The 20373-nt window shown below is 62.7% G+C and carries 20 protein-coding genes; 9 read left to right on the top strand and 11 right to left on the bottom strand.

Annotated features, from left to right (window positions below; all coding sequences use genetic code 11):
• The 10 genes from B9Z47_RS14910 to B9Z47_RS14865 form a co-directional block, all read right to left on the bottom strand.
• Window positions 1-1398, bottom strand: a complete 1398-nt coding sequence (locus B9Z47_RS14910; RefSeq protein WP_108332012.1) for a DNA recombination protein RmuC — start codon at window positions 1396-1398, stop codon at window positions 1-3.
• Complete coding sequence (locus B9Z47_RS14905) at window positions 1395-2381, bottom strand: D-glycerate dehydrogenase (RefSeq protein ID WP_108332060.1); 987 nt, start codon at window positions 2379-2381, stop codon at window positions 1395-1397. The genes B9Z47_RS14910 and B9Z47_RS14905 overlap by 4 nt, the downstream gene beginning before the upstream one ends.
• Window positions 2381-3805: a sodium:proton antiporter gene (locus B9Z47_RS14900; protein ID WP_108332011.1), complete on the bottom strand. Its 1425-nt coding sequence runs from the start codon at window positions 3803-3805 to the stop codon at window positions 2381-2383. Before B9Z47_RS14900 ends, B9Z47_RS14905 begins: the two co-directional genes overlap by 1 nt.
• A gap of 58 nt (window positions 3806-3863) precedes the next feature.
• The gene (pncB, locus tag B9Z47_RS14895) at window positions 3864-5048 is read right to left on the bottom strand and encodes a nicotinate phosphoribosyltransferase (RefSeq protein ID WP_108332059.1); all 1185 of its coding nucleotides are present in this window, start codon (window positions 5046-5048) and stop codon (window positions 3864-3866) included.
• 67 nt (window positions 5049-5115) lie between these two features.
• Window positions 5116-5772, bottom strand: coding sequence for an ABC transporter ATP-binding protein (locus B9Z47_RS14890; protein WP_108332010.1), 657 nt, complete (start codon window positions 5770-5772; stop codon window positions 5116-5118).
• Entirely contained in the window at window positions 5765-6598 is an 834-nt protein-coding gene (locus B9Z47_RS14885) for an ABC transporter ATP-binding protein (RefSeq protein ID WP_108332058.1), read from the bottom strand. Before B9Z47_RS14885 ends, B9Z47_RS14890 begins: the two co-directional genes overlap by 8 nt.
• Window positions 6599-6603: 5 nt before the next feature.
• Complete coding sequence (locus tag B9Z47_RS14880; protein WP_108332009.1) at window positions 6604-8475, bottom strand: ABC transporter permease; 1872 nt, start codon at window positions 8473-8475, stop codon at window positions 6604-6606.
• Between the two features lie 29 nt (window positions 8476-8504).
• Window positions 8505-9242: a nitroreductase gene (locus B9Z47_RS14875; protein WP_108332008.1), complete on the bottom strand. Its 738-nt coding sequence runs from the start codon at window positions 9240-9242 to the stop codon at window positions 8505-8507.
• The gene (locus B9Z47_RS14870) at window positions 9239-9712 is read right to left on the bottom strand and encodes a thioesterase family protein (RefSeq protein ID WP_108332007.1); all 474 of its coding nucleotides are present in this window, start codon (window positions 9710-9712) and stop codon (window positions 9239-9241) included. The genes B9Z47_RS14875 and B9Z47_RS14870 overlap by 4 nt, the downstream gene beginning before the upstream one ends.
• Window positions 9709-10638: a histone deacetylase gene (locus B9Z47_RS14865; RefSeq protein ID WP_108332006.1), complete on the bottom strand. Its 930-nt coding sequence runs from the start codon at window positions 10636-10638 to the stop codon at window positions 9709-9711. The genes B9Z47_RS14870 and B9Z47_RS14865 overlap by 4 nt, the downstream gene beginning before the upstream one ends.
• A gap of 193 nt (window positions 10639-10831) precedes the next feature.
• Between B9Z47_RS14865 and phaP the strand changes: the two genes are divergently transcribed.
• On the top strand, window positions 10832-11365 hold the full coding sequence (gene phaP / locus B9Z47_RS14860) for a TIGR01841 family phasin (protein ID WP_108332005.1): 534 nt from the start codon (window positions 10832-10834) through the stop codon (window positions 11363-11365).
• A 250-nt stretch (window positions 11366-11615) separates the two neighbouring features.
• Here phaP and B9Z47_RS14855 read toward each other — a convergent pair whose 3' ends face one another.
• Window positions 11616-12494 (bottom strand): patatin-like phospholipase family protein, encoded by an 879-nt coding sequence (locus B9Z47_RS14855; protein ID WP_108332057.1) that lies wholly within the window; start codon window positions 12492-12494, stop codon window positions 11616-11618.
• Between the two features lie 165 nt (window positions 12495-12659).
• On the opposite strand from B9Z47_RS14855, the gene B9Z47_RS14850 reads away from it, so the two are divergent.
• The 8 genes from B9Z47_RS14850 (at window position 12660) to hemP (ending at window position 20325) form a co-directional block, all read left to right on the top strand.
• Window positions 12660-13703, top strand: a complete 1044-nt coding sequence (locus B9Z47_RS14850) for an extracellular solute-binding protein (protein WP_108332056.1) — start codon at window positions 12660-12662, stop codon at window positions 13701-13703.
• A 144-nt stretch (window positions 13704-13847) separates the two neighbouring features.
• Entirely contained in the window at window positions 13848-16139 is a 2292-nt protein-coding gene (locus tag B9Z47_RS14845) for a TonB-dependent siderophore receptor (protein WP_108332055.1), read from the top strand.
• A gap of 22 nt (window positions 16140-16161) precedes the next feature.
• Window positions 16162-16851 (top strand): Fe2+-dependent dioxygenase, encoded by a 690-nt coding sequence (locus tag B9Z47_RS14840; RefSeq protein ID WP_108332004.1) that lies wholly within the window; start codon window positions 16162-16164, stop codon window positions 16849-16851.
• 58 nt (window positions 16852-16909) lie between these two features.
• Window positions 16910-18004: an alpha-hydroxy acid oxidase gene (locus tag B9Z47_RS14835; protein WP_108332003.1), complete on the top strand. Its 1095-nt coding sequence runs from the start codon at window positions 16910-16912 to the stop codon at window positions 18002-18004.
• Between the two features lie 30 nt (window positions 18005-18034).
• Window positions 18035-18844, top strand: coding sequence for an energy transducer TonB (locus B9Z47_RS14830; protein ID WP_233253830.1), 810 nt, complete (start codon window positions 18035-18037; stop codon window positions 18842-18844).
• A 63-nt stretch (window positions 18845-18907) separates the two neighbouring features.
• On the top strand, window positions 18908-19636 hold the full coding sequence (locus B9Z47_RS14825; RefSeq protein ID WP_108332002.1) for a MotA/TolQ/ExbB proton channel family protein: 729 nt from the start codon (window positions 18908-18910) through the stop codon (window positions 19634-19636).
• A 30-nt stretch (window positions 19637-19666) separates the two neighbouring features.
• Window positions 19667-20080: a biopolymer transporter ExbD gene (locus B9Z47_RS14820; RefSeq protein ID WP_108332001.1), complete on the top strand. Its 414-nt coding sequence runs from the start codon at window positions 19667-19669 to the stop codon at window positions 20078-20080.
• On the top strand, window positions 20077-20325 hold the full coding sequence (gene hemP / locus B9Z47_RS14815) for a hemin uptake protein HemP (protein ID WP_233253829.1): 249 nt from the start codon (window positions 20077-20079) through the stop codon (window positions 20323-20325). Before B9Z47_RS14820 ends, hemP begins: the two co-directional genes overlap by 4 nt.
• Window positions 20326-20373: the final 48 nt, after the last annotated feature.

Below are 20373 nucleotides of genomic sequence, written 5' to 3'. Positions count from 1 at the left end.
TCAGGCTTCGCCACCAGGCAACAGGGCCTGGGCCTCGGGTTCAGGCAGCGCGTCCACTTGGCGCAGCGCACGGTTCATCACGTTGCTGCGGGTCTGCGCCTGATCGAGCGTGTTGAGCACGGTCTGGGTCTGGTTGCGCACCTTGTCCAGCACATCGCCAAACTTGCCAAACTCGGTCTTGACCGCGCCCAGAACCTGCCAGACTTCGCTGGAGCGTTTTTCCAGCGCCAGGGTTCTGAAGCCCATTTGCAGGGCATTGAGCAAGGCCATCAAATTGGTCGGCCCCGCCAGCGTGACGCGGTGGTCGCGCTGCAGGGTTTCCATCAAACCGGGGCGGCGCAGCACCTCGGCATAGAGGCCTTCGGTGGGCAAAAACAGGATGGCAAAGTCGGTGGTGTACGGTGGTTCGAGGTACTTTTCGGCAATCGATTTGGCTTCGAGTCGGATGCGATTTTCCAGCGCCTTGGCGCACAGCTCGGCCTGCACCGGGTCGGCACGGCCCTGCGCTTCGAGCAGGCGTTCATAGTCTTCGTTGGGAAACTTGGCGTCGATCGGCAGCCAGACCGGCTCGCCGTTGTCGGAGCGGCCCGGCAAGCGGATCGCAAAGTCCACCCGGTTTTTGTCACCGGGGCGCGTGGCCACTTGCACCGCATATTGTTCAGGGGTCAGCACCTGTTCCAGCAACGACGCCAGTTGCGCCTCGCCAAACATGCCGCGTGTCTTCACATTGGTCAGCAGGTGTTTGAGGTCGCCCACGCCTTGGGCCAGGTGGTGCATTTCGCCCAGGCCTTTGTGCACTTGCTCCAGCCGCTCGGCCACTTGCTTGAAGCTCTCGCCCAAGCGGGCCTGCAAGGTGGCCTGCAGTTTTTCGTCCACCGTCTGGCGCATTTCGTCCAGTTTGGCGGCATTGCTTTGCTGCAGCTGGGCCAGCTGGGTTTCCATGGTGCCGCGCATCTCGGTCAAGCGTCGGGCATTCGCCTCAGACAGCGCATTGACCTGTTGGGCCAGGCTGTCGGTCAGGCTTTTTTGCAGCAAGGCCAGTTGCTGGGCCAGTGCGTCGATCTGCTGGTTTTGCGTGCGCGTGGCTTCGGAACTTTGCTGCAACAGCGATTGCTGGAACAGCGTCAGCGTCTGCATGGACTCTTGCCGCCCCTGCACGCCCGACTGGCTGATCTCGGTGCGCAACTCGCGCTCCAGCCGTTCAGTCTGGGCCTGCACCGCGGCAAACTGCTGCTGTTGCCAGGCATTTTGTTCAGCCCTTTGCGCGGCTGTTTGCTCGGCCAGCAGCGCAGCGGTTTGCTGCGCTTGCGCATCCGGCGAAGTGCCGCCGCGCAACAGGAGCAAGACCACCAACACCAGGTTCAGCCCGCCCAGGGCCAAAAGGACCCACTCGTTCATGCAGCGGTGCCGGGCACGGTGTTCAGGGGCGTCAGCGCCTGACCTCGTGTCAGGTAGGCCACCAGGTTGTCGGCGGCCAGCTGGGCCATGGCCTTGCGGGTCTTGACGGTGGCGCTGGCAATGTGGGGTGTCAGCACTACGTTGGGCACCTTGAGCAAATCGGGGTGCACAGCAGGCTCGCCCTCGAACACGTCCAGGCCCGCCGCCGCAATCTGCTGGGCCGCCAAGGCCTGGGCCAGCGCAGCGTCGTCGACGATGCCGCCGCGTGCGATGTTGACCAGCGTGGCGGTGGGTTTCATCTGTGCCAGTTCTGCCGCGCCGATGGTGTGGTGCGACTCGGCGCTGTAGGGCACGACCAGCATCACATGGTCGGCGGTCTTCAGCAGTTCTTCTTTGGACACGTAGCGGGCCTTGCACTGCGCTTCAAGCTCGGGGCTCAGGCGCGAGCGGTTGTGGTAAACGACAGTCATGCCAAAACCATGCGCCGCACGGCGGGCAATGCCTTGGCCGATACGCCCCATGCCGATGATGCCCAGGGTCGAGCCATGCACCTCGGCCCCGGCAAACATGTCGTAGCTCCACTTCTTCCACAAACCGGCTCGCAGGTAATGCTCGCTCTCGGTCACGCGCCGGGCCGTGGCCATCAAGAGCGCAAAGCCAAAGTCGGCCGTGGTCTCGGTCAGCACATCGGGGGTGTTGGTGGCGACCACGCCCGCAGCGGTCATGGCGGGCACGTCGAAGTTGTTGTAGCCCACGGCCATGTTGGCCACGATGCGCAGTTGCGGGTTGGCCTGCAAAAGCGCCGCGTCGATGCGCTCGCTGCCCGTGGTCAAAGCACCCGCTTTGCCCTGCATGCGGCGGGTGAGCTCGGCGGCAGACCAGACCTCGTCGGCCTGGTTGCTCTCGACTTCAAACACCTGCGCCAAAGACTGCAGGACCTCGGGGAAGATGGCGCGGGCCACCAGAATGGAAGGTTTGGACATCATTTGAACCAGATCAAACTCATCACGACAAACAGGGGCACCAAAATGCCGCCCGACCAAAGCATGTAACCAAAGAAACTGGGCATTTTCACGCCACGGTCTTCGGCAATGGCTTTGACCATGAGGTTGGGCGCATTGCCAATGTAGCTGTTGGCCCCCATGAACACGGCACCCGCCGAGATGGCCGCCAAAGTGGGGGCCAGCGTGGTCATCAGGACCTGCGGATCACCTCCAGCCGTGTTGAAGAACACGAGGTAGGTCGGCGCGTTGTCCAAGAAAGAGCTCAGCAGGCCCGTGATCCAGAAGTACATCATCACGTCCGGGCTGCCGTCGGGCTTCGTCACAGCAGACACCACGGCGCCAAAAGGCCCATGGGGGCCGGCCTTGAGCATGGCGATCACGGGGATGATGGTGAGGAAAATGCCGGCAAACAACTTGGCAACCTCCACCATGGGGCCCCAGCCAAACTGGTTGTCGGCATGGACTTGGGCGGGTGTCCATTTGAGCGACAGCCAGGTGATCAAGACCAAGCCCAAGTCGCGCAAGACGCCCGGCAAACCCACTTCGGTGCCCGCGATGTTGAATGACACGGGCGATTTCCAGATGCCGCTCATCAGTACCAGTGCCACCACGCCGCCGAGCAAGGCGAAGTTGATGCGGCCATCAAAGCCGATCTGGCGGGAGTCGGGGGTCGGGTCAACCGGCAACAACTCTTCGCGGCGGTGGTAAAACCAGGAATCCAATGCGTAAAAAATCGCCAGCAAAGAGCCGATCAAAAACAGGCTCTCCGGGAAAATGTGCTTCACGGTCCAAAAGAAATCCACCCCCTTGAGGAAGCCCAGGAACAGCGGCGGGTCACCCAGCGGGGTGAGCGAACCTCCTGCGTTCGAGACGATGAAAATGAAGAACACCACCACATGCGCCACATGCTTGCGGTTGTCGTTGGCCCGGATCAAGGGGCGGATGAGCAACATCGACGCCCCGGTGGTGCCCATGAAGCTGGCCAGCACCGCGCCAATGGCCAAGATGGCGGTGTTCAAGCCCGGGCTGCCATGCAGGTTGCCCCGGATGTAAATGCCCCCCGAGACGGTGAACAAGGCGGTGAGCAAGATGATGAAGGGGATGTATTCGGCCAGCAGCGCGTGCACCAGATTCACACCTGCCACGCCCGCACCAAACACCGCCGCAAAAGGCAACAAGAAAGCCAGCGACCAGGCGGCGGCCACTTTGCCGTAATGGTGGTGCCAGAAGTGGGGGGTCAGCAAAGGCATCAAAGCGATCGACAGCAAAATGCCGGCAAAAGGAATGCCCCAGGTTGCGGTCAACTGCGCACCATCGAATTCGGCGGCTGCAGCCCAACCTGGCCAGGCCATCAGCCCGAACAAACCTGTCTGAATGCCCCTTCGCCATAGCGATTGCTTCATCTCTTAGCCCTCTTTGATTTTTTGTTGATAGGTATGGTAACGACCGCGGCGACCGCGATCAGGCCGTCGGCGTAATTTCGAAGACTTGCCTTAAATAAGCCAGGTACTTCTCGTCGTCGCACATGCCCTTGCCGGGCGTGTCCGACAGTTTGGCCACAGGCTGCCCGTTACAACGCGTCATCTTGATGACGATCTGCAGCGGCTCGCAGCCCAAATCGTTGGTCAGGTTGGTGCCCACACCAAAGGCCAGCTGACAGCGCTCGCGAAATTGCTGATAAAGCTCGATGGTGCGGGGAATCGTCAAGCTGTCGCTGAAAATCAGCGTCTTCGATTTGGGGTCCACCCGGTTTTGCTGGTAGTGCGCGATCATGCGCTCACCCCAGCTGAACGGGTCACCACTGTCGTGGCGAGCGCCGTCAAAGAGTTTGCAAAAATACAGGTCGAAGTCGCGCAGAAAAGCGTTGAAACCATACACATCGCTCAGCGCAATGCCCAGGTCGCCACGGTATTCGCGTGCCCAGGATTCGAAGGCAAACACCTGGCTGTCACGCAAACGTGGTCCCAGCGCTTGCGCAGCCTGCAGGTATTCATGGGCCATGGTGCCCAGCGGGGTGAGCCCCAACAGGTACGCGTAATACACGTTGCTGGTGCCGGCAAACTGCCCGTCAGGCCCCGTGCCCAGACGGGCCGACAGCACGCGCAAAACCTCTTCGTGCCAGGCCCGGGAAAAACGCCGGCGTGTGCCGTAATCGGCGATCTTGAGCGTCTCCAGCCCCGGAGCTTGCAACTGCGCGATCTTGGTGTCCAGACGGCGGCGTCCTTCCATCAGATCCGGCACTTTCTGGGTGTTGCGGAAGTACACCTCGTTGACGATGGCCAGCACCGGGATCTCGAACGGGATGGTGTGCAGCCAGGGGCCCTGGATCGTGATGTCAATCTCGCCACTGGGCAGCGCCGTGACTTGGATGTATTTTTCGTTCAGCTTGAACAGCCCCAAAAAGTCGACAAAGTCACTCTTGATGAACCGCAGCGAGCGCAGGTATTGCAGCTCGGACTCCTTGAAGTTCAAACTGCAAAGGGAACGGATTTCCTGGCGGATTTCGTTGGCAAACGGGGCCAGTGGCACGCCCGGGTTGCGGCACTTGAACTTGTATTCGACCTGCGCGCCCGGAAACTGGTGCAGCACGACCTGCATCATGGTGAATTTGTACAGGTCGGTGTCGAGCAAGCTGGTGATGATCATGGTGTGTTGCCTCTGGCGGCTGGGCCGCTCCTTGTTGTCAGGCAGTGTAAGGGATGCCCACCCCGGCTCAAGCTGCAGGCGCCAGACGTCCACTGGTGAGCACCAGCACCCGGTCGGCATGCGCGGCCAGGATGTCGTTTTGCTCGGCCACCAGCAAGCTCAGGCCCTCGCCGCGCAATTGCAGCAGCACCTCGCGCAAAGCCTGCACCAGCACCGGGGCGATGCCCTCGCAGGGTTCGTCCAGCAAGAGCATGCGCGGGCTGCTCATCAGGGTACGGGCAATGGCCAGCATTTGCTGTTCGCCGCCGCTCATCTGGCTGGCGGGTCGGTCCATCAGCCGGCCCAGCACCGGGAACAGCGCCAGCACGCGGTCGAATTGCCGGGCCATGGCGACTTTGGACGGCCCCCGCGCGGCGATCCACAAGTTCTCGCGCACAGACAGGCCGGTGAACAAGCGACGGTCTTCGGCCACAAAGCCAAGACCTGCTTGCGCCCGGCGGTGCGCAGCCCAGCTGTCGATGCGCTGCCCGTCCCAAACGATGTGGCCAGCCACCCGGGGGCCGATGCCGATCAGGGCTTGCAGCAAGCTCGATTTGCCCGCGCCATTGAGCCCCTGCAACACGAGCAACTCGCCCGCCCCCACCGACAGCGACACGTCAAACAGGGCCTGTGCCTGGCCGTACCAGGCGTTCAGGTGCGTCACCTCCAACCGGGTGTCAAACATGGCCGCCCCCGTTTAACGGAGTCAAGGCATTGGCCTGGCTGGCTGCCGTGGTGAAGTTCACGCCCAAATAGTGCTGCAGCACCTGCGGGTCTTGGGCCACCACGTCGGGCAGGCCATCGGCCACCAAACGGCCTTGCATCAGCACCAGCACGCGGTCGGCCACGCCAAACACAGCGTCCATGTTGTGCTCGGTGTAGAGCACCGTCACGCCTTGCGCAGCCACCTGCCGCACCAAGGCCATCATGTCGGCCCGCTCGGCCAAAGCCAGCCCGGCGGCAGGTTCATCGAGCAACAGCAAAGACGGCGCGCAATGGGCATCCTGACCGGGCATGGCTTCGGGCAAGCCCGCCAGCGCCATGGCCAGCTCCAGCCGCTTTTTCGCGCCGTAGGGCAAGTCGGCCACGGTCGCATGGGCCTGAGACTGCAAGCCTGCTTGCGCGGCCAGATGCAAGGCGCGCTCGGGCTGGCGGCGGTCCAGCCGGTCCCACCAGGCCAGCGGCTGGGCGCTGCGCAGCACCAGCTGGATGTTCTGCAGCACGGTGAGCGCCTCGAAGGTTTGCGCCACCTGAAAGGTGCGGGCCACGCCCAAACGCTGACGCTCGGCGGGCGGTTTGCCCATCAGCGACTGGCCTTGCCACAGCACCTCGCCCGCCGTAGGCACCTGCTGGCCCGCCAGGCAGGCAAAGCAGGTGGACTTGCCTGCGCCGTTGGGGCCGATCAGGGCCACGCACTGGCCTGCTGACACGTCAAAATCCACACCGTCCAGCGCCCGCACGCCGCCAAAATGCTGGGTCAGACCACGCACTTGCAAGACGGTTGTGTTCATCGGGCTCATGCACTTCGCCCCTTGATGGGCCGCAACCGGGCCAACAACATTTGCACACCGCCCAGCACGCCACTCGGGGCCAACACCATCACGGCCATGATCACCAGGCCCAAAACACCGCGCCAATAGTCCAGACCCTGCCCCAACTCGGCCCCACCCCAAACCAGCAGCGCACTGCCCACGGCCGAGCCCCACAGCTGGTGCACACCACCCAGCAAAATCACCAGCAAAGCATCCACCGACATGGCGACCGAGGCCACCGACGGAAACACCGCCCCTTTAAACGCCGCCCACAAGCCCCCGGCCAGCCCGGCCAAAGTGGCGCTGCCCACAAACACCTGGTAGCGCAAGGCCTGCACCGGCAAACCGCTGGCCGCTGCGCGCAGCGGCGCATCGCGCACAGCCTGCAAAGCCGCGCCTCGGCTGGAGCGGGCCACACGGGCCATGCCCGCCAAGGCCAGCAGCATGAAGGCACACAGCAGCGCATCCCACAAGGCCCGCGACTCGGGCGCGATCAAACGCAAGCCGATCAGGCCGTTGTCACCCCCCGTCAGCCCCACCCACTGCGTGGCACCCGCCCAGATCATTTGCGCCAGCGCCAGCGACAGCATGGCCAAATACACCCCGCTGCTGCGCACCACCAAGGCACCAAAAGCCAAGGCCACGGCCAGCGCCAGCGCCATGCCTGCCGCCAAAGCCGCAGGCAAGCTCGCCCCCCAATGCAGGTGCGCCAGCGCTGCGCCATAAGCACCCAGCGCAAAAAACGCCGCATGGCCAAAGCTGACCAGGCCGCCCAAAGCCATCATCCACTGCAGGCTCAGGCCAAACAGCATCATCACCATCACGTCTTCGGCCAGGCTGCGGCCGTAGTCGCCCTGCCCCCAGGCCAGCGCGGTCAAGCCGACAAAGGCCGCCACCAACAGCGCCCGGCCCCAGCCCGCCACAGGCCACAGCGCAAACACCGGCACGCTCTCGCGCTGCTCAGCATGGGCCGCAGACCCGGCCAAGCCCTGAGGCCGCCAAACCAGCACCACGGCCATGGTCAAAAACACCAGCACCAAAGTTGCCTGCGGGAAAAAGCTCAAGCCCAGCGCATGGATCACGCCAATCAGCACCGCCGCCACAAAAGCCCCGCCAATGCTGCCCAAGCCCCCAGTGACCACCACCACAAAAGTCTCGACCACCACGTTCACATCCATTTGCAAATGCGCGGGCTCGCGCGGCAGCTGCAGCGCCCCGGCCAGCCCCGCCAGACCGCAGCCCAGCATCACCACGCCCAACATGAGCGGCGCGGGGTTCACGCCCAGCGCGGCGAGCATCTCGCGGTCTTGGGTGGCCGCTTTCACGCGCTGCCCCCACAGCGTGCGCGTGAGCAAAAGGTGCAAGCCCAGCCAGACCAAAGGGCCCAGCGCCAGGGTGAACAGTTGCCAGGTCGGGAAATACGACTCGCCCAGTTCAATCGCGCCCTTGAGGCCCGGAAAGCGCGGCGCGAACACCTCTTCAGGGCCAAAGAACCAGCGCATCGCGTCGTGCAGCGCCAGCGTCAGGCCAAAGGTGGCCACCAGTTGGTAGAGCTGCGGCGCGTGGCGCATGCGTTTGAGCAACAGCACCTCGGTCACAGCCCCGAGCAAGGCGGCCACACACGCGCCCATCAACATGACCGCGCCATAGCCCCAAGCCGTCTCGGCCATCGCGGGCCACCCGTTCGTCACCGCATGCGCCGACCACAAAGCGCCCAGCATGAAGAAGCTGCCGTGCGCAAAGTTGACGATCCGGGTCACGCCAAAAATCAGCGTCAACCCGGAGGCCATCAGGAACAAGGTGGTGGCGTGGCTCAGGCCATTGAGCAGTTGCAGCGCGAGAGCTTCGAATCCCAATTCAGGCCTTTGTCTTTAAAAGAAGCAGGTCATTCGACCCAATGGGTGAAGTCCTGGCCAGCCACACGGGTGGTCTGGAAGGTGTTCACCAACGCAGACTCATCGGCATAACCGAGCGCCATGCCGCAGACCACCATCTCGTTCTCGCCCGCGCCCACATGGGGCAAGATGATTTTGGAAAAGCCGTTCCACGCCGCTTGCGGGCAGGTGTGCAGGCCCCGCGAGCGGGCGGCGACCATGATGCTTTGCAAGAACATGCCGTAGTCCAGCAAACTGCCCCGGCCCATGACTTTGTCGATGGTGAAGATCAGGCCCACGGGCGCGTCGAAAAAGCGGAAGTTCTTTTGGTGCTGGGCGTGCATCAAAGCTTTGTCGCCCTTGCCGATGCCCAGCACGCCGTACAGGCCAAAACCGCACTCGCGGCGGCGGTCGATGTAGGGGCTGACCCATTTTTCGGGGTAGTAGTCGTAAGACTCGGCGTAGTCAGAGGCCAGCGCCGGATTCGCGCTGATGGCGTCGTGCGCGGCGCAGGTCTTGGCCACCAGCTCGTCGCGTTTGGCGCCTTGCAGCACATAGACCTTCCAGGGCTGGGTGTTGGTGCCGCTGGGCGAGCGCGCCGCAACGCTCAGCACCTCTTGCAACACGCTGCGGTCCACCGCTTGGGGCAGGTAGGCGCGGGCCGAAAAACGGCTCAAAATGGCCGCGTCCACGCTGGCCGGGTCGTTCACGCGGGTGCTGACCTGCGGTCCGATGTCCAAAATGCTCATGTCAATGTCTCCAGAAAAGTTTTGAGTGCGGCAGGAAGGGGCACAGGGCGATGGGTCTCGCGGTCCACGTACACATGCACAAAATGGCCCCGGGCGGCGGTGAGGTCTTCGCCTTGCGCGAACAGGCCCACCTCGTAGCGCACGCTGGACGTGCCCAGCTTGGCCACGCGGATGCCCGCGTCGATGGTTTGAGGGAACGCCAGCGGCGCGAAGTAGAAACACTGGGTTTCCACCACCAAGCCAATGGTGGTGCCGGTGTGAATGTTCAGCACGCCCTGCTCGATCAGGGTGGCGTTCACGGCGGTGTCGAACCAGCTGTAATAGACCACGTTGTTCACATGGCCGTAGACGTCGTTGTCCATCCAGCGCGTGCTGATGGCGCGAAATGCTTTGTAGCTGCTGCGGGCGTCCGGTTGGGGTTTGGCGGGGGCAACAGTGGAAGATGTGGCGGGGGTGGCAGGGGTGTTCATCGCCCGAGATTGTGCCAGCGTTGCCAATAGCCCAAAGCCACGTCCCAGGTCTGCATTTGCACCTGCACCGTGGTCTCGATGTCGTGGCCATAGCCGCCGCCCATGCAGAGCACCACCGGCAGCCTGCGCTGCCAGGCCCAGTCCATCACCACCCGGTCCCGGGCCTGCATGCCGTCGGCTGTCAATTTGAGCCGCCCGAGCCGGTCGCCCTCGTGCGGGTCGGCCCCGGCCAGGTAAATCACCAGATGGGGGTCAAAACGGTCCTGCAGGGTTTGCAGCGCCTGGTGCAATGCGGCCAGATACGGCTCGTCGGTGCAGCCATCGGGCAGGCCTACATCCAGGTCACTCGGCTCCTTGCGAAAAGGAAAGTTCTTTTCGCCGTGCAGCGACAGGGTGAACACACTCGGGTCGCCCGCAAAAATATGCGCCGTGCCATTGCCCTGGTGCACATCCAGGTCGATCACCGCCACCTTCAGTTTTTGCCGGTGGTGCCGCCAGGCCTCGGCCTGCATCAGGCGGGCCGTCACCGCAATGTCGTTGAACACACAAAAGCCCCCGCCCTTGTGCGCATAAGCATGGTGCGTGCCGCCTGCCAAATTGCCCGCCACGCCCTGGGCAAAGGCATCGCGGGCGGCAGCCACCGTGGCGCCGACCGAGCGGCGAGCCCGCTCGGCCATGGCCGGGCTCCAGGGGAAACCGATCTCGCGCTGCAAAGCCGCCTCCAGGCTGCCCGTGGCCACGCCCTGGATGTAGGCTGGCGTGTGCACCAGCGCCAGCTCGCCGTCGCTCGCGGCCGGGGCCTCGCGCATGAGCACGTCGGGCAGCTCTTGCGTCAGGCGATCGCGCAAGCGGCTGTACTTGCGCATGGGAAAACGGTGGCCTTCGGGCAAAGGCAAAACAAAGTGGTCGGCGTAGTAGGCGTGCATGCTGGGGTCTGGTAGGGCCCCGATTCTAGAAAACCCTCTCTAAACTGAGCCCGATGCAGGCCCATACCCTTGCAATACCCGGTGGAAACCCTAAAATTCAAATCATGCTGCACTGCAACAAAGTTGTACGGCCCCGGCCAGTTACGGCGCAGTCTTCCTGAAACCTGAACTTAAATCCAATCTGGAGATTCTCATGATGACCGCTGAACAAATCGTCGCCTCGCACAAAGCCAACGTGGAAACCCTGTTTGGCCTGACCGCCAAAGCCTTCGAAGGCGTGGAGAAAATGGTCGAGTTGAACCTGAGCGTGGCCAAGGCCGCCCTGGACGACTCCGCCAACAACACCCAAACTGCCCTGAGCGTGAAAGACGCCCAGGAACTGCTGGCCATGCAAGCCAACTTGTTCCAGCCCCTGGCTGAGAAGACCGCCGCTTACAGCCGCCACCTGTACGACATCGCTTCTGGCACCAGCAGCGAATTCACCAAGGCTTTCGAAGCCCAGGCCGCAGCCGCTCAAAAGCAATTCGCCAATCTGGTGGACAGCGCCGCTCAAAACGCCCCTGCCGGCTCCGAGCAAGCTGTGGCCATGATGAAGGGTGCCATGACTGCGGCCAACACCGCTTTCGAGTCCGTGCAAAAAGCCGTCAAGCAAGCCACTGACTTGGCCGAAACCAACTTGGCCGCTGTGGCACAGACTGCTGCACCCAAGGCTGCCAAGAAGAAGTAATTTTTCAAAGTGGGCAGGTTTTGCAAGGACCTGCCGCTTGTTTTTGCAAGTTGTCTCCTCGGATCTCTTTGAATTTCGTCAGGGAAACAGGGATCCCTTCCAGGGCTGATCGACAGATCAGCCCTTTTTTTATGCGCCGTGAACCCCACAAACGCGCAACAAGCGAGCCACCCCACGAGGGGGCCACATCGTCATCGCTCGAGCGCCGGTGATCAAGCTGAACACCCGCATTCACACCGGAACGGCAGGCTCAGTGACCTGATTCAAATTGTGCCAACCGCGCTTTCAGGCCGGGCAGCGCCTCGCGCATGGCCGCTCGGCCCGCTTCGATCGCACGCAAACGGGCACCAAAGTCGGCACTTTTGACGCCCGATAACGCCGGGCGAATCACCCAATCGGCCTCTTTCAAAGCCAGCGTGTTGATGCTTTTACCCATGATGGCAAAGGTTTGCATCAGTATCTGGAACGTGTCGCCATAAGGGTTGCCCGCGGGGTCACTGGAAATATCGACAGCGATCACAAAATTGGCCCCCATCTCGCGCGTCTGTCGCACCGGCACCGGCGCCACCAGACCGCCATCGACATATTCACGCTCACCCAGGCGCACCGGCTGAAACACCGCAGGCACAGCGCTCGACGCCCGCACCGCCGACCCCGTGTTGCCACGCCGGAACGTGATGGCCTGCCCGCTGCCCAAATCGGTGGCCACAATGCCCAGAGGAATCTTCATCTGCTCCAGGCTTTTGCCCCCCACCTGGGTGTTCACGTACTTGGCCAGCGCCTCACCCCGCAAGGCCCCCCGGTTCAAGATCGGCAGCATCCAGTCGGTGATCTCGGCTTCTTGCATGGACTCGGCCACACGCACCAGTTCAGCCGGGCTTTTGCCGCTGGCGTACATCGCGGCCACCAAACTGCCCGCCGAAGTGCCCACCACATGCGTGGGGCGCAATCCGGCCTCTTCCAGCACCTGGATCACCCCGACATGGGCGAAGCCACGCGCAGCACCACCGCCCAAAGCCAGACCCAGACGCACCTCTCGGCGCTCGGGGCCGGGTGGCGAGGTGACCTCGACCGAGGACGTGGGGGGCAAACTGCTGCAGGCGCTCAGCACGCCCAGCACAAGCACCATGCCCACGCGACGCCAGGCCCGAGTCTGGTTGGCCTTGACAGGCTGTTTGTCGAAACGCCCCCCGCTATGTCCCTGCAATCTCTCCATGATTTCCTCAAATCTTATTGATAATTATTCGCATTTGAATTAAACTCGCACCATCGCCCACACCCCAACGTGAAGACCATGACATTTTCCAAATCCCTTTTGAGCATCGCCTGTCTTTTGACCGCTGCATCAGGCATGGCGCAAGACAAAGTCCTGAACATCTACTCGGCCCGTCACTACCCGACCGATGAGGTGATGTACAGCGACTTCACCAAAGCCACGGGCATCAAGATCAACCGGGTCGACGCCGACGATGCCGGTATTCTCGCTCGCCTCAAGGCCGAGGGCTCGGCTTCTCCTGCCGACGTGATTTTGCTGGTGGACGCCGCGCGGCTGTGGCGTGCCGAAGTCGATGGCCTGTTCATGCCCATCAAATCGGCCAAACTCGAAGACGCCATCCCCACCAACCTGCGCGCCAAGCCGGCTGACAACGGCGGCACTGCCTGGTTTGGCCTGTCCACACGGGCACGCGTGGTGGTGTACGACAAGCTCAAGTTCAGCAAAACCGATGTGGACAGCTACGAAAAACTGGCCGACCCCAAACTCAAAGGCAGCTTGTGCATCCGCTCCGGCTCGCACCCTTACAACCTGAGCCTGTTCGGCGCCATGACCGAGCATCTGGGCCCGCAAAAAACCGAAATCTGGCTCAAAGGCCTGGTGGACAACATGGCGCGCAGCCCCAAAGGCGGCGACACCGACCAGATCAAGGCCGTGGCCGCGGGCGAATGTGGCGTGGCCGTGACCAACACCTATTACCTGGCCCGCATGATGCGATCGAGCAACCCGGCCGACAAAGCCGTGACCGAAAAAATCGGCGTGGTCTTTCCCAACCAAAGCAGCTGGGGCACGCACGTCAACGTGGCCGGGGGGGCTGTGGCCCGCCATGCCAAGAACCAGGACAACGCGGTCAAATTCCTCGAATACCTGGCCAGCCCCGCCGCGCAAAACCACTTTGCCAATGGCAACAACGAATGGCCCGCCGCCAAAGGCGTGAGCTTTGACAACCCGGCCCTCAAAGCCATGACCGGCGGCAGCTTCAAAAGCGAGCTGATCCCGATCAGCGCCGTGGGCATGAACCAGATCAAGGTCCAGCAAATGCTGGACCGGGTCGGCTTCAAGTAAACACGCCAACTGGCAGTCGCCGCTGGCGCCTGCCATTTCTCCGTCAGCCAGCCATTCACACCGGGCACCCGCCCGGGTGGTGATAGCCAGCCATTGACTTCGCCCTCCTCCGGTTTTGGTCCGGAATCAATGACTCGCATCACCATGACTCAAAGAAACAAGCACGTCCAAAACACGCAGCCCCCGGCCAAATTGTTGCCCCTGGCCGCCATGATGCTGGCCGGCTCCCTCTCGGCCACGCCTTACGCCATGGCGCAAACCCAGCCCGAAGAAAAGACCCTCAAGACAGTGACGGTCAAGGGCAAGGCTGAAGCCGACATCGCCGAAGGCAAGAACAGCGTTCGCGCCACCGAAACCCGCATCGGCAAAGGCCAACAAGCCCTGCGCGACATTCCGCAATCGGTGACCGTGGTGACCGAAAAGCTGATCGACGACCGCAACCTGGATACCTTCAAAGAAGCATTGAAGAACACGGCTGGCATCAGTTTTTTGGCAGCCGAAGGCGGCGAAGAAGACATCCGTCTGCGCGGTTTTTCTCTCCAGGCAACAGGCGATGTATTTGTGGATGGCGTGCGCGACCCCGCTTTTTATGAGCGCGACACCTTCAACCTGGACCGCCTCGAAGTGTTGCGCGGCTCGGCTTCCATGCTGTTTGGCCGTGGCTCCACAGGCGGCGCAGTCAACCAGGTCAGCAAAACGCCGCGCTTGATGGACGAAAGCCAAGTGGACTTGACCTTGGGCTCGCACAACCATGTGCGCTGGGTGGGCGATTTCAACAAGCAAACGGGCGAAAGCGCCGCGCTGCGCCTGAACGTGATGAAAACCCAAGCCGACAACAACGGCTCGGGCAGCTCTTTGGACAAAGAAGGCATTGCGGGCACTTATCGCTGGGGCATTGGCGAACAAGACGAGTTCCAGGCCGGGCTGTACCACCTGAACAACAACAATGGCATGAACTACGGCTTGCCATGGATTCGTCCGAACACCACTTCCTCTGCACTCGAGTCAACCGTTTTGCCGCTGGACCCCAGTGCCTACTACGGCATGGCGAGCGACTACAACGCGGGCAGTGCCACGCATCTGAGCGCCAGCCACACGCACCGTTTTTCGGCCGACAGCGAACTGAAAACGCAAATCCGCAAGGGGCAATACGAGCGCGATCAGCGGGCCGGCACGGTGCGGTTTGCCAATGCGGCCAGCCAACCCGATGGCAAGGCCGTCAGTTTGGCCAGCTTCGGCGCCGACACGGTCATCAACCGGGGCAACAACCTGAAAATTCAGGACATGGACACGCTCCATGTGCAAAGTGATTTCAGCAAGAAGTTCCAGGCGCTGGGCTTGAAACACGAGTTGTTGACCGGCTTTGACATGGCCACCGAAGACAAAACCGTCTACGCCGCACGTTCTGCGGGCACCCAAGGCGGTGCGACCATCACCAAAGCCCCAACCACCATCGGCACCCCCAATGACGGCGCTTGGGTGGACGAAAGCTCCCGCGTGCTGCGCGTGAACAACCAGTACAGCAGCACGGGCTGGGGCGCATATGTGCAAGATCTGGTGCAAATCGCACCCCAATGGAAACTGCTGGGTGGCCTGCGCTACGACAGCTTGACAGGGGACTACGACACGTTTGGCACACCGCCCAACGCCACCGACAACGGTGCCAAAACCAGCTACCGCATGAAGGTCGGCGAGTGGAGCAAGCGGGCAGGCGTGCTGTTCCAGCCGAACGACTTGCAGTCGTTTCACTTCTCTTATGGCACCTCGTTCAACACCTCGGGCGACACCTATTCTTTGGGTGCATCCAACGTGGACACGCCGCCCGAGCAATCTGAGAATTTCGAACTCGGTGCCAAGCTCGACTCGACCGACAAACGCTTCACCACCCGCCTGGCCTTGTTCCGTGCCGTCAAGACAAACGAGCGCAACACCGACCCCTTGTTGTCCGTGGTCACGCTGACGGGTAGCCGTTACGCCTCTGGCCTGGAAATCGATGTATCCGGTCGCCTGACACCAAAGTGGGAAGTGTTTGGCTCCTTCACCTGGATGCCGGATGCCAAAGTGACCAAGGCAGCCCCCTGCCCCGCCACAGGCTCATGCAGCCAAGCCACAGCGGGTGAACGGGTAGGCGATCGTCCGGCCCTGACCCCCGTGCACAGCGGCAGCGCCTGGACCACGTACCAAGTCAGCAGCCAATGGCGTGTGGGCGGTGGCCTGACCTTCCGGGGTCGCCAGACACCGACTCGCTCTGAATTTGAAGTGCCCTCGTTTGTGGTGGGTGACCTGATGGCCGAATACGCCTACAGCGATGCCCTGACCATCAAGGCCAACATGAGCAACGTCACCAACAAGCTGTATGCCGATGCTTTGTATCCCGCGCACTACATCCCGGGTGCAGGCCGGATGACGCAAGTCACCGCGTCGTACAAGTTCTAAGTCGCCAAGACCAAGGTTTTTCATGATCCGTTTTCTGCCCGAATTGCTCAGCGCGGACACCGTGCGCCAGGCCCGCGACCTGTTGCTGGCCTTGCCCGAATCCGACTGGGCCGACGGGCGGGGCAGTGCGGGCCCCCAAGCCCGCACGGTCAAAGACAACCTGCAACTGCCGCACGACCACCAGGTGGCGGCGCAAATTCGCCACGCGGTGCTCGGAGGGCTGGACGCATCAAACACCTTCTTTTCAGCCGCGTTGCCGCTGAAAATTTTCACACCGCGCATCAACCGCTACACCCCCGAATTCCCCCATTACGGCTGGCACATCGACAACGCCATTCGCCTGCGAGCCGATGGCCAACGGGTGCGCACCGACTTGTCGTGCACCGTCTTTTTGAACGACCCAGGCGACTACGAAGGTGGTGAGCTGAGCGTGCAAGACCAGAGCGCGGTTCACCGCGTGAAGCTGCCCGCAGGCCATGCCGTGCTGTACCCCGGCAACACCTTGCACGAGGTCACGCCCGTCACACGCGGCCAGCGGCTGGCTTGCTTTTTCTGGGTCGAGAGCATGGTGCGCAGCGACGAGCAGCGCCGCATCCTGTTTGACCTGGACATGAACCTGCTCCAGCTGCGCGAACAACACGGCGAAACGCCCGAGACCACGGCTTTGACCGGGGTTTATCACCAGCTGTTGCGCCAGTGGGCCAGCACTTGAACGGCCCTGACTTGCCTTTGCCTTTGCCTTTGCCTTTGCCCTCTCACCCGCACACACCATGACCACGCCCATCGTCACCCTGCAAGACCACGAGCACGCCGCGCAAGCGGCGCTGGGTGAGGCGGCGTGGGCCTATTTCAGCGGCGGCGCGGGCGACGAGATCACGCTGCGCCACAACGTGGCCGCTTGGCAAAACCTGCGCTTGTCGCCCCGCGTGTTGCAAGACCTGCGCGGCGGCCACACCCGATGCAGCCTGCTGGGGCGCGAATGGCCCATGCCGCTGCTGGTAGCCCCCATGGCGTACCAGCGCTGGGCGCACCCAGAGGGCGAATCGGGCATGGCTTTGGCCGCCGCCGCGCAAGGCTGCGGCATGGTGCTGTCGCACCAAACCAGCACGCCATTGCACGACGTGGCCGCTTTGACCGTGGCAGAAAAGGAGCGCGGCCCCTTGTGGTTTCAGCTGTACTGGCTGGCCGACCGGAGTGCCCTGCGCGAGCTGCTGGCGCAAGTCGAAGCCGCTGGTTTTCAAGCCCTGGTGCTGACCGTGGATGCCCCGGTACACGGCGTGCGTGACCGCGAACGCCGCCACGGCATGCCTTTGCCCGAAGGCGTGAAGGCGGTGCATTGGCCGACCTCCGCCCCCCAAATCAAACCCCGCACAGGCCTGTGCGGGGGCTTGGCCGATGCTGCCCCCACTTGGGCCGATGTGCAGTGGCTCATCGGCCAAACCCGCCTGCCCGTGCTGCTCAAGGGCATCACCCACCCCCAAGACGCCGTGCAAGCGGTGACACTGGGCACAGCAGGCGTGATCGTCAGCAACCACGGTGGCCGCGTGCTGGACACCCTGCCCGCCACGGCCAAGTTGCTGCCGCGCATCGTCCAAGCCGTTCGCCAACACCACCCGCAAGCGCTGGTGCTGGTCGATGGCGGTATTCAGCGCGGCACCGACTTGTTCAAGGCGCTGGCGCTGGGGGCCGATGCGGCCCTGATCGGCCGCCCCGCCCTGTATGGCCTGGCCCATGCGGGCGCTCGCGGCGCGGCGCATGTGCTGCGCCTGATGCGCGACGAGTTCGAGGCCACCATGGCCCTGACGGGTTGCGCCCACATCCAAGACATTGGCATCGACCGCTTGTGGCCTCTGGAGTCCGTTTGATGTCTCTTGATTTCCTTTGAGCCCCCCTTGATGCAAGCAGCCCATTTTGAAGACCCGATGCGTCAGCCCGACCGCATTCACCCAAGCCGCACCTGGCGCGTGACCGGTGCGGTGATGCTGGGCCACGTTGGCGTGGCCTGGTTGCTCAGCAGCGGTGTGTTGACCAGCGTGGTCCCAGCGAGCGAGCCCGACAACGTGATCATGGCCAGCGTGGTCATGGATGCCCCCGCACCACCCGCACCACCCGCCCCCAAACCGGTGCCGGCGAGACCCCCAATCCAAATCCAACCCCCAACAAAACCAGAACCCAAGCCGCAGCCTCAGGCCAAGCCCGTCAGCCCTCAGATGCGACCCGCACCTGTCCTGTCACCCACGGCCCCTAGCGATACCGCGCCCACCGTGCCAAGCGCTGCACCTGCACCTGCACCTGCACCTGCACCTGCACCTGCACCTGCACCTGCACCTGCACCTGCACCTGCACCTGCACCTGTACCTGCCACGCAGGCCGCACCGCCGGCAGGCAACCAACGATCTGCCAACAACGCAGCAGCAGTGGCTGTGGTCCTGCCGTCCACCAGCGCCGACTACCTGAACAACCCCGCCCCGCCCTACCCGCGCCAAAGCAAACGCATGGGCGAAGAAGGCACCGTGGTCATTCGCGTGTTGATCACGACCGAGGGCCGCGCAGAAAAAGCCGAAATCCGCACCTCCAGCGGCCATGCCCGCCTGGACGACACAGCCTTAACGACCGTCAAAGCTTGGCGCTTTGTGCCCGGCAAACGCAACGGAGCGCCCGAGGCCATGTGGTTCAACGTGCCCATCCGCTTTGTGCTGGACTGATCAGCCCCCCGTGCGAGCCGTCCCTCACCCATTTTTCCCATCCCATTCACAGGAGTTTTTCTCATGCCCGAATCATTTGGCCTCGCCCACATCTGGACCCAAGGCGACGCGGTCACCCGCCTGATCCTCATCGCCTTGATCGGCATGTCGGTCATCAGCTGGGTCGTCATCGTGCTCAAGGCGCTGGACGTGTGGAAACACAAACAAAGCGCCTTGGGCAGCGAGCAGTTCTGGCACACCACCAGCCTGGCCGAAGGCTTGGCCGTGCTCCGCCACCGCCCGGACAACATGTTCCACACGCTGGCCCAAGTGGGCCAAGAAGCCACCGAGCACCACTTGGCCGCGCAAAAGCAATTGCACGACCGCTTGGACATCAGCGACTGGGTCACGCGCAGCCTGCGCAACTGCATCGACGACCACACCAGCCGCCTGCAAAACGGCTTGGCCATCTTGGCGTCCATTGGCTCGACCGCCCCGTTCGTGGGTTTGTTTGGCACCGTCTGGGGCATTTACCACGCGCTGGTCAGCATCGGCACCAGCGGCAACGCCAGCATTGACGCCGTGGCAGGGCCGATTGGCGAGACGCTGATCATGACGGCGCTGGGTCTGGCTGTGGCCATTCCGGCGGTGCTGGGTTACAACGCGCTGCTGCGCGGCAACAAATTCATCATTGCCCGCATGAACCGCTTTGCACACGATCTGCATGCTTATTACGTGACCGGTGCCCGCGTGACCCCGTCGTCACAAGCCATGGGGCAAACCCATGTCGGCCAGCCCCACACTGGCCAATGAACGCCCGAACCGCCTGCAAGGAAGCCAAAAATGTCCTTTGAAATCAACGACAAAGACGACGACGTGATGAACGAGATCAACATGACGCCCCTGGTGGACGTGATGCTGGTCTTGCTCATCATCTTCATCATCACCATCCCGGTGGTGCAGCACGCGGTGAGGGTGGAGCTGCCCCGCACCGGCAGCAGCCGCGACCAGACGCCGCCCGACAACCTGCAATTGGCCATCGACAGCCAAGGTGCGTTCTTTTTAGGCAAACAACCTGTGGCCGCCGACGCGCTGGAAGCTGCGTTGCGCGAACACGCAGCCAAAGACCCGCAACCCCAGCTCTACATTCGAGGCGACAAAAAGGTGGCCTATGAATACGTGGCCGAAGCCATGACCGCTGCGCAACGTGCGGGCCTGGCCAAAATCGGCTTTGTCACCGAAGGCAACAGGCCATGAGCATGAAGCCGCCTGTTGCAGCCGCCAACGGCCCCAACGCCACGACCACAAGCCACACAACCGCCAATTTGAGCGCGCCTGAGCTGCAGACGGCTTCAGCGCCCAGAGCAACCAGGCCCTGCGGACCGCGCACCCTCGAAAGCCGCGATCTGTTTGGCGACCAGGCCATGGTGCTGATCCAGCACTTGGGTGAGGTTTATCGTCTGCAGACCACCCGGCAAGGCAAGCTGATTTTGACGAAGTGAGCAGCCACAAAAAACCGGACTCAAGGTCCGGTTTTTTGTTGCCGCATC

Origin of the sequence: Limnohabitans sp. 2KL-1 (assembly GCF_003063435.1) — a bacterium.
Taxonomy (GTDB): domain Bacteria; phylum Pseudomonadota; class Gammaproteobacteria; order Burkholderiales; family Burkholderiaceae_C; genus Limnohabitans_A.
Note: the sequence above shows the minus strand (reverse complement) of the source record. Positions and strands in the feature narration are given on the sequence as shown.

Coding starts and splice junctions, on each gene's coding strand:
- B9Z47_RS14835 (WP_108332003.1), top strand. CDS start 16,910: ATGACCACGCCCATCGTCACCCTGCAAGACCACGAGCACGCCGCGCAA.
- B9Z47_RS14825 (WP_108332002.1), top strand. CDS start 18,908: ATGCCCGAATCATTTGGCCTCGCCCACATCTGGACCCAAGGCGACGCG.
- B9Z47_RS14840 (WP_108332004.1), top strand. CDS start 16,162: ATGATCCGTTTTCTGCCCGAATTGCTCAGCGCGGACACCGTGCGCCAG.
- B9Z47_RS14820 (WP_108332001.1), top strand. CDS start 19,667: ATGTCCTTTGAAATCAACGACAAAGACGACGACGTGATGAACGAGATC.
- B9Z47_RS14865 (WP_108332006.1), bottom strand. CDS start 10,638: ATGCACGCCTACTACGCCGACCACTTTGTTTTGCCTTTGCCCGAAGGC.
- B9Z47_RS14885 (WP_108332058.1), bottom strand. CDS start 6,598: ATGAACACAACCGTCTTGCAAGTGCGTGGTCTGACCCAGCATTTTGGC.
- phaP (WP_108332005.1), top strand. CDS start 10,832: ATGATGACCGCTGAACAAATCGTCGCCTCGCACAAAGCCAACGTGGAA.
- B9Z47_RS14875 (WP_108332008.1), bottom strand. CDS start 9,242: ATGAGCATTTTGGACATCGGACCGCAGGTCAGCACCCGCGTGAACGAC.
- hemP (WP_233253829.1), top strand. CDS start 20,077: ATGAGCATGAAGCCGCCTGTTGCAGCCGCCAACGGCCCCAACGCCACG.
- B9Z47_RS14900 (WP_108332011.1), bottom strand. CDS start 3,805: ATGAAGCAATCGCTATGGCGAAGGGGCATTCAGACAGGTTTGTTCGGG.
- B9Z47_RS14905 (WP_108332060.1), bottom strand. CDS start 2,381: ATGTCCAAACCTTCCATTCTGGTGGCCCGCGCCATCTTCCCCGAGGTC.
- B9Z47_RS14890 (WP_108332010.1), bottom strand. CDS start 5,772: ATGTTTGACACCCGGTTGGAGGTGACGCACCTGAACGCCTGGTACGGC.
- B9Z47_RS14910 (WP_108332012.1), bottom strand. CDS start 1,398: ATGAACGAGTGGGTCCTTTTGGCCCTGGGCGGGCTGAACCTGGTGTTG.
- B9Z47_RS14855 (WP_108332057.1), bottom strand. CDS start 12,494: ATGGTGCTTGTGCTGGGCGTGCTGAGCGCCTGCAGCAGTTTGCCCCCC.
- B9Z47_RS14830 (WP_233253830.1), top strand. CDS start 18,035: ATGCAAGCAGCCCATTTTGAAGACCCGATGCGTCAGCCCGACCGCATT.
- B9Z47_RS14845 (WP_108332055.1), top strand. CDS start 13,848: ATGACTCAAAGAAACAAGCACGTCCAAAACACGCAGCCCCCGGCCAAA.
- B9Z47_RS14850 (WP_108332056.1), top strand. CDS start 12,660: ATGACATTTTCCAAATCCCTTTTGAGCATCGCCTGTCTTTTGACCGCT.
- pncB (WP_108332059.1), bottom strand. CDS start 5,048: ATGATCATCACCAGCTTGCTCGACACCGACCTGTACAAATTCACCATG.
- B9Z47_RS14870 (WP_108332007.1), bottom strand. CDS start 9,712: ATGAACACCCCTGCCACCCCCGCCACATCTTCCACTGTTGCCCCCGCC.